The organism is Roseomonas chloroacetimidivorans, from assembly GCF_049629625.1.
Taxonomy (GTDB): domain Bacteria; phylum Pseudomonadota; class Alphaproteobacteria; order Acetobacterales; family Acetobacteraceae; genus Roseomonas; species Roseomonas chloroacetimidivorans.
The window spans coordinates 1-9533 of sequence record NZ_JBNBZS010000115.1; the positions used below are offsets into that span (position 1 = coordinate 1).

The following is a 9533-nucleotide window of genomic DNA, read 5'->3' on the forward strand; positions in this document are numbered from 1 at the left end:
GGTGGCGAGTGACACGCTGGTCGAGACCGTCGGCCATGGCAGCGTGACCATCAAGGCGAACGAGACCTCGGCGGTGCTCGAGGTGCAGACGCGGGACAACGCCACCTATGGCGCCAACCCGGAGGTGGTGGTTCGCCTGGCCGAGGCCTTTGGCGGCGACACCGGCACGGGCCAGGTCGCGGATGACGAGGCGGCGCCGACCTACAGCATCTCCGATGCCATGGTGGCCGAGGGTGGCAAGCTGCTCTTCACGGTGTCGAGCAGCGCCCCGGTGGCGAGTGACACGCTGGTCGAGACCGTCGGCCATGGCAGCGTGACCATCAAGGCGAACGAGACCTCGGCGGTGCTCGAGGTGCAGACGCGGGACAACGCCACCTATGGCGCCAACCCGGAGGTGGTGGTTCGCCTGGCCGAGGCCTTTGGCGGCGACACCGGTACGGGCCAGGTCGCGGATGACGATGACCCCATTCTGGACCCGCCCGTGGTGACCATCGGTGACGGGGCCGCCTCGGAGGCTGATGGAACCATCAACCTCACGGTCACGCTGAGCCACCCTTCCGCGCAGGATGTGACGCTGACCTACGAGGTCTCCGCGCCCGGCAAGGTGATCGGCTTCGACGGCACAGGTGCCATTCACAGCGCCATTCCCGCCGGTTACGAGGGGCTGCGCTGGACCGGGATCGCTTCGAGCGGCGACGGGGGTGCCCTTACCGCGACGACCGGAGGGGGCCAGATCCAGGCTCTCAATCCCAGCGGGCTTTCCGTCTCCAGCTTGACCGTCTCCTCCGCTTCGACCAACCAGGTCGTCACCATCCAGGCTATCAAGGATGGCACCGTGGTCGGCACGGAAACGGTTACCCTCGGCAACGGTGGGCCGTCGTCAGTTCCCGTAAACCTCGGTGCGGCATTCTCCGGCATCGACGCGCTCCGCATCGACGGGAGTGCGAACTCTTTCGGCGACGACTGGCCGGTCAGGATCGACAACGTCGTGCTGAGCGGGGGCGATCCCAACACCGGGACGTTCACCATTTCCGCTGGGCAGACCAGCGGGTCGATCGTCATCCCGGTTGCCAACGACAGCTTGTACGAGGTTGGTGAGGCCTTTACGGTTCGCTTGACCGATGCGCAGGGCGCCACCCTTGGTTCGGACATAGAGGCCACCGGCAGCATCACGAACGACGATGCGGCTCCACTGCCGATGGTGTCCATCACCAACGTCTTCACCAAGGACGTTGGCGAGGGTCTGATCCAGGAATTCGAGGTCACGCGCGACGCCCGCGTCGACGAGGCGCTGACCGTTCAGTTCGAGAGCGCTCTCTTCGGAAATCAGGCGGTTGACTTCAAGCCCGGCGAGACGAAGGTCTGGGCGACCTTCGGAAAGGCGGATGATCAGATCGCCGAGCCGAACCAGCCCTACGAGATCACGCTTGCCCCGGGCGCGGGCTATGTCCTCGGCGCCGTGACCAGTGTCAGCGGCATGTACATCGACAACGATGGCGGGACGCTCAACACGGCTCCCACAGCGTCGTCCAGCGTCAGCTACATCCAGGAGGGGGATTTCGCCACCTATGGCGGGTCGTACTCCCTCGCCGCCTACGGCTTCGACGACGAGAATGACAAGCTCACCTATTCACTCGTGGGCGAGCAGCCTGAGGCAGGAACGATCAGCTTCGATCCGGATGTGGGTGCGGGTGCGCTCATGTTCACGCCCCACAAGGACTTCCTCGACAGCCTCGACAAAGGCGAACAGGCTGAGTTCACCTACCAGTTCACCGTCAGCGACGGCGAGTTCACAACTGCGCCCGTGACGGGCAACGTTATCGTATTCGGCGACGGTTTGGCGCCCGGAGCGCTTCCGGAGGTGAGCGTCACCACGGCTGACGTGACCGAAGGTGGCGCGATCACCTACACGCTCGCCCGCACCGGCAGCACGGCGGCCCCCCTCAGCGTCACCTACACCCTGGGCGGCACCGCGACGTCCGGATCCGACTACACCGCACCTGCGCCATCCGCGACGTTCGCAGCTGGATCCGCAACCGCCACCGTCACCGTCCGGACCACCAACGACACAGCCGTTGAAAGCGCCGAGACGGTCGTTCTGACGCTGAACGCCGATGCCGGGTACACGATCGCCCAGCAAGGCACCGCCACGAGCACCATCGCCGACAACGACGCCACCGCCCCGAGCCTTCCGACCATCTCGGTCACCGACGTGACGGTGACCGAAGGCGGCAATCTGAACTTCCGGTTCCCGATGTCCGCTGCCTCGGCGGAAAGGCTCACCGTTGCCTACGAGATCGTCTATGGGACGGCCACTGCGGACGACGTCACGTTTGCGCAGACTGGCACGTTCTTCATCGCAGCCGGGCAGGCCAATCGTGGGCTCAACGTCCTCACGATCGACGACGCCCTGCCCGAGGGCGCGGAAACGTTCACGTTCCGGATCACGAGCGTGACCACCAACAGCGGCGCGCCCGGCGCCACCATTGTGGACGGCGAGGCGACCGGCACCGTTACCGACAATGATCAGCCGACGCTTCCGCCGCCGACCCTTCCGACGCTGTCCATTTCCAATGCGGATGTGATTGAGGGCGACACAGCCACCTTCACGGTCACCCTCTCGGCTCCGTCCACCAGCCCGGTCACGGTGACCTGGGGCACTCAGCATCAGTCCACCAATGCCGATGATCTCCCGCTTGCTGGCGGCTCGCTGACCTTCGAGCCGGGGCAGACTACCCGGACCATCGCCGTTGCCACCACAGAGGACACGGTGGTGGAAGAAGCGGACAGGTTCCGTGTGCTGCTCTCCGAGCCGGTTGGCGCCACCTTGGCGAACGCCACGGGTGTCGGGACAATCAGCAACGACGATCAGGCGCAGCCGCCGGCCACTGCCCCCGGAATCATCAACGATCGGACCGGCGGCCCGCTCCAGGTGGCGGAAGGCGGTGCGAACGCTACGTTCACGATCGCCCTGGCCAGCGCACCTACGGCGGACGTGACCGTTATGGTTGAGGGCGATTATTTCCAGGTCGCGTCGAACCCGGACGACCCATACGGCGCAGCCTACCTTACCTTCACCCCGAACAACTGGAACGTTCCCCAGGCGGTGACGGTCACGGCGCTTGACGATCTCGATCCGGAAGAAGCAGGGGTCGGCGGCCTCTACATCTCCACCATCGACAGCGCGGACCCGCGTTACAACTACCTCTTTCCTGAGAACGGCTACCTCTCCGTTTCCGTCACCGATAACGACAGCGGCGACGTAGACAACACGGCTCCGAGCGCGCTAGCGGTGACGAAGGACACCTACGACACCCATCTCAGCGTGGATGTCGAGGGCTTCGGCTACGATACGGAAACAGGGGACACCGTAACTTACGAACTGCTGTCCCAGCCTGCCGAAGGCACGGTCACCCTCCTTCCTGACGGGAGGACCTTCCGCTTCGAAGGAAACGCGGAGCTTCTGGACGCGCTGAGCCGTGGGGAGATCAAGCCGGTCACCTTCCAGTACCGGGTGAGCGACGGCGAGCTGATTTCCGAGCCTGCGACGATCACGGTCAACGTGCATGGGACGAACCCTGGTGACGAGACGATCCAGGCGTTCACCCGCACCACGCCCAGCCAGACGGACTTCTTCCCGCTGGACGGCGGGGACGGCAATGACACCGTCGTCTTCAACTCGGTCACGCTCACGTCGGGGACCGGCCTTGAGATCTCTCTTGGCAAGACGATCAAGTGGACCGAGTACGACGGCAAGCCGATCGCCAATATCGAGAACATCACAATCAAGGACACGAACGGGAACCTCCTTCGCACGATGACGGTCGGCGGTGATGATCAGGGCAACGTGATTGCCATCGAGAACACGAACCACAAGCTCACTATCCTGGGCCGTGGCGGCGATGACACCGTCAACTTCAAGGGCACCGGCAACGGCCTGACCTCAGTCGTCAATGGTGGCGCGGGCGACGACACGGTCAACGCATACAGCACAGTCACCGTCAACGTTGTCGAGGGCAACGACACTGTAAACGTGTTCAGCGGTAGCAACGTAACGGTCCAGAACTTCACCCAGGGCGACAAGATAAACTTCTCGGGCGGTCTCCAGGCCAGCAACGTGTCGGCCGCCGTTCAGGGCACCAACACGGTCCTCACGGTCAACCAGGGTGGTGTGACGAACACTGTCACCGTGGTTGACGCGACCGGCCTGATGGCCGGAACGGACTGGACGGCCGACGGCACCGCTGCGCCGCCGCCGGCTGGGGAACCGGTGATCAATGCCGTGTCCGCACCGGCTGAAGTCACCGAAGGCAGCGTCGCGGCCTTTACGTTCACCCGCACCGGTGACCTGAGCCAGCCGCTCACCGTAGCCATCGACACCAGTGTCGGTTCAGCCGTTCCGGGCCAGGACTTCACCGCCCCGGCAAACCTCACCTTCGCCGCTGGCTCGGCCACGGCCGTCTTTGAGGTTCAGACCCTCAATGATGCCGTAGCCGAAGACCCGGCTACCATCGAAGTCCGGATTGTTCCGGGCATCGGCTACACCGTTGGCGCTGCGGACGGTAACGTCGCCGATCTCATTGACAATGGGGACGCTGGGCCCGCGCCGGTCCTTCCGTCCCTGTCCATCAACGATGTGGAGGTGAATGAGGACGCGGGCACCGCATCCTTTACAGTAACCCTGTCAGCCGTGGCTGCGACTGCGGTGTCGGTGGATTATGCCACGGGCCTGGCGAGTGGGGCGGCAGACGCCTTTGCCCCCAAGTCCGGCACGCTCACTTTTGCGCCAGGCGAAACCACCAAGGCCGTCGAGATCGACATCAACGATAACGGTACTGTCGCAACCGGACCTCAGAAGCTGGTCGTGAACCTGTCGAACGTGACCGGCAGCGCGACGCTGGCCGACCTCGTTGGCGAGGGCACCATCCTCGATGACGACCTGCCCACCGAGATGCCGGCGCTCACAATCGCGACGACGACCGGTCTCAACGAGAACAGCACCCTTTCCTGGAACGCCATTCCGGGGGCGGCGAGCTACGTGCTGATCGGGATCGAGCCGGATGAGCCAAACTTTCCCCCGCATACCCTCGGCTTTGCGGTCGCGCCGAACACCTCGTTCGCCATCAAGGGCAATGACGAGTTCACCGGAATGGTCGTCACCGTTGAGGCCCGGGACGCGAGTGGCAACCCAATCGCTCGCTCGGAGAACCAGACGGAGGTGATCGAGAACGTCAACGACGTTCCGACCGGCCGGCCGGTGATCAGCGACAACACGCCCGAAGTGGGCCAACTGCTGACGATCTCCATCGGGGACTTGGAAGATGGCGACGGCATACGCGCCGACCGCCCCGATGAGTTCGGCTACGTCTGGCAACGGTCCACGGATGGTGTGACCTGGTCGCTGATCGGCTCGACGGACTCGTACCAGGTGACAGCGGCTGACGTCGGTTATCTCATCCGGGGTGGGGCTCAGTATGCCGACCGCGGCGACACGCTGGAGACAGTTTTCTCGCTGGTAACCGCTAAGGTGGGTGATCCGAACCCGAACACGCCGCCAGTTGCCTTCGATGATACCGCCACGACTTCGGTGGGCAAGGAAGTCGCCATTAGCGTGCTCACCAACGACTTCGACTTTGAGGGCGACGCCCAATCCATCGAGGCCTACGGTCAGGGCGCGCATGGTTCGGTCACGGCGGCGGGTGACCAACTCGTCTACACGCCCAACGCCGCCTTCGTAGGAACGGACACTTTTACCTACACCCTGAACGGCGGTGACACGGCAAAGGTCGCGGTGACGGTGACGCAGCCTGAAGCGGGACCACTCACCCTGCAGACCGTGGACAATCTTGACGAGAACAGCACTCTGTCCTGGTCGGCAGTGCCCGGCGCCGTCTCCTACGTCCTGATCGGGCTGGAGCCGGATGATCCCACCGCGCCCCCGCATGAGCTCGGGTTTGCCCTCGCGCCGAGCACGTCGTTCAACATCAACGGCGATGACGAGTTCGCCGGCATGGCAATCCACGTCGAGGCCAGGGATGGCAATGGGATCACGATCACCCGGTCGGTGAATGAAACCGGCGTGATCGAGAACATCAACGACGTCCCCACCGGAAACCTGTCACTGAGCGATATGACGCCGGAAGTTGGGCAGGCGCTGACGCTCGGCTACGGCACCTTCGCAGACGGCGATGGTTACCGCGACCGCGGTCGCCCTGAGGAGTTCGAGTGGTCCTGGCAGCGCTCCCAAGATGGGGTGACCTGGACTACGATCACCACGGGTCAGACCTATACGGTGACGCAGGCCGACAATGGGTCCTTTATCCGCGGCCGGGCCATCTACGAGGACCGCGCTGGTGATACCATTGAGACGGTCTACTCGCTAACCACGGGCCGCGTTGGTGCGCCTCAGCCCGGCGAGGACGGGAGCGGCGGCGGCGGCACGGACGGTGGCGACGAGGAGATCAACTTCGGTAGTTTGATTATCGCGCATACCGGCGGCTCGACCACGATCACCGAAGGCGCCGCGACCGACACCTTCACAGTGCAGCTGGCCGACGCCCCGACCTCGGACGTGACCGTGCAGGTTTCGACGGGTAACCCGTTCTACGCGCTCGGCTCGGAACTCGTGTTCACGCCCGAGAACTGGGACAAGCCGCAGACCGTCACGGTAGCGGCGGACGACGACTTCGTCCGGGAAGTCCCCGAGGCCAGTGCCGTGTCCTTCTACGCAACCAGCGAGGATCCGCGTTACAACGATCTCATGCCCGACGACCTGCCTGTGACCATCAACGACGGCGTGGGCGAGCCGGACCCGATCCCCTTCGTGAGCGTGGCCTATCTCGGCGGCGACGTCACCGAGGGTGGGGAGATCACCTTCGACTTCATGCGGAGGGAAAGCATCAACACAGACTCGATGAACATCGCTGTGCAGATGGCCGGACTTGATGAGAGTGACATCGAGACGATCCGCTGGAACGGGGTCGAGAACGGCGTCAGTGGCTTCCTGCCTGGGGCTGCCACTGCAACCATGACCCTGGTGCTGGCTGATGACGCCGTTGTCGAGGGTGCGGAGACCCTAAACCTCACAGTTGTGATGACCGCAGACTACCTCGACGACTTCGACAACCTCGCTACCGTCACCGTGCTCGATAACGACGTCGTATCGGTCAACACCAAGCCAGTGGTCGAGACCAGGTCGGTCGAACTCTCCGAGGATCAGATGACGGCGGAGATCAAGCCGGTTGTCACGGACGCGGAAGCCGATCAGACCGCAATCAAGGTTGTTGGCGTCCTTCCGACCTACGTCACCTTCGACGAGAGCAAGCAGAGCTTTCTCTTCAACGGCGAGGCGTCGGCGTTCAATCACCTGAGTCAAGGCGAGAAGGCGCCAATTACGTTCCAGTATGTTGCGAATGACGGAACCGAGGACTCGGATCCAGGTACTATCACGATCAACATCAACGGGATCACCGATGAGACGGCTCCTCAGGTCGACCCGGAACCCGCTGAGTTCACCGATCCGTACAACTATGACCAGGGCAACGGCGGTCCTGCGGGACAGCGGACGGCTGGTGACGACATCCTCAATGATGGTGAGGGTCAATCTTCGACCATCCAGGGGCTTGGGGGTAACGACACAATCTATGGCCGCGACGGGAACGACATTCTCCTGGTGGGCGGCAACGGCAACGATACCGTCTACGGCGGCAGTGGGAACGACATCATCAACGGAGATGGCGGCGGCACAACTAACAATCCCGGAGGACCTGGATCCGATTGGCTCTACGGCGGCGACGGCGTCGACACCATCAATGGCCAGGATGGTAATGACACCATCGTCGGCGGTCACGGTGCGGACAATCTGACGGGAGGTCTTGGAGACGATACGTTCGTGTTCCACGACATCTTCGATCGGGGCGACACAATCACCATGCAGGGCCAGCAGGCGGCGAACGATGTGTTCGACTTCCGCAGCTTTGACTTCGATCCGAACACGGCCGGCACTCAGGACGCGGTCAACGGCCTTCAGCTCTTCAGCCAGGCTCCTGTCGCGGGCCAAATGCTGGAGGACGCGTTCTACTACGACCGAGCGTCCGGCAAACTGAGCCTCAACACTGGCACGGATGGAATGGAGGACTTCTCGGTCACGCTGCTGGTGGGCGCTGGAACTACAATGCCCCAGGTCAATACCAGCGACTTTCTGATCTAGCCTCGGTTCGGTTGACGTAGGCATTACATGGAGCGGCGTTAGGTCACGTCCGTTAACGTGGTGGATTTTGGGTATAGGTGAGGCGGGTCTGTCAGCGGTCGCGCTAGGTAGGGGACTCATTCAGGTCCACTCGCTGACGGTGGCGACGGTGGCGACGGTGGCGACGGTGGCGACGGTGGGGACGAGGGCGAGGCTGGCGAGGTAGTTCCGGGCGAGCCGGTCGTAGCGCGTGGCCAGCCTTCGCCAGTTCTCGAGGCGGCAGAACAGCCGCTCGATGACGTTGCGGCGCTTATAGGCTCGTCGGTCGAGTGGGTAGGGCACGGTGCGGGTGGCGTTGGAGGGGATGACGGCCCCGATATGTCCCGCCTTCAGCCAGCGGCGGAGGCTGTCCGCGTCGTAGGCCCTGTCAGCGATGAGGCGGCGGGGGCGCGCCACGGCCTGGAGCAGCGGCAGGGCCATGGTGATGTCGGCGACGTTGCCGGGCGTCAGCGCGAAGGCGACCGTGCGACCGCGATCATCGGCCAGGCTATGGACCTTCGAGGGGCACCGTCAAGTTGGCGCCCCCCAGCTTGCCCGAGCGGTCCACCTCCGAGTAGTCGGGCGGTATGACCGCGCCCGCCTGCCCCAGCTTCGCCGGTTATCGCTTCCCTGCCGAGATCATCAGCCAGGCGGTGTGGCTCTATTTCCGCTTCCCACTCAGCTTGCGGATGGTGGAGGAGATGCTGGCCTTCCGCGGCATCGTGATCAGCCACGAGACGCTGCGGCAATGGGACGCAAGTTTGACCAGGCTTTCGCCAACCAGATCCGCCGCCGACTGCCGCGGGTCGGTGACAAGTGGCACCTGGATGAGGTCGTACTCAAGATCGACGGTGTGACGCACTGGCTTTGGCGCGCCGTCGACCAGGCCGGGATGGTGCTCGACGTGGTGGTGCAGAGCCGCCGGGACACGCAAGCTGCCAAACGGCTACTCAGGAAACTGCTGAAGCGGCAGACGTGGGCACCGCGGGTCATGATGACTGACAAGCTGGCCAGCTACGGCGCCGCGAAGAAGGAGGTGATACCTTCAGTCGAGCACCGGCAGCACAAGGGGCTGAAGGGACTATCGGAAATTCTGTGTGTGGTTGGGCATGATGGGACGAAAGGAGTTCCCCCATGGCCCGACGCAAAGAGCCTCGGATCCCTGACGCGGTACTGGACCAGCTGCTGGCTGGAGCCGATGCCCGAGCGGCCTTCGACCAGGGCGGGCTGCTCGATGAGCTTAAGAAGGCCTTCGCCGAGCGGGCGCTGAATGCGGAGATGGACCACCACCTGGCCGGAGAGGGTG

Annotated in this window: 1 protein-coding gene and 3 pseudogenes; 3 read left to right on the forward strand and 1 reads right to left on the reverse strand. The window is 63.8% G+C overall.

Annotation, left to right across the window (positions count from 1 at the left end):
* Window positions 1-43: 43 nt before the first annotated feature.
* Entirely contained in the window at window positions 44-8209 is an 8166-nt protein-coding gene (locus ACO1BU_RS33065) for a Calx-beta domain-containing protein (protein WP_424140185.1), read from the forward strand.
* Window positions 8210-8329: 120 nt separating this feature from the next.
* On the opposite strand, the pseudogene ACO1BU_RS33070 reads toward ACO1BU_RS33065, so the two are convergent.
* A pseudogene (locus ACO1BU_RS33070) lies at window positions 8330-8737 on the reverse strand (IS5 family transposase); the annotation flags it as partial.
* Window positions 8738-8814: 77 nt separating this feature from the next.
* Here ACO1BU_RS33070 and ACO1BU_RS33075 point away from each other — a divergent pair.
* Together ACO1BU_RS33075 and ACO1BU_RS33080 are read left to right on the forward strand one after the other, a co-directional pair.
* A pseudogene (locus ACO1BU_RS33075) lies at window positions 8815-9317 on the forward strand (IS6 family transposase); the annotation flags it as partial.
* A gap of 44 nt (window positions 9318-9361) precedes the next feature.
* Window positions 9362-9533, forward strand: a pseudogene (locus tag ACO1BU_RS33080) (IS256 family transposase); the annotation flags it as partial.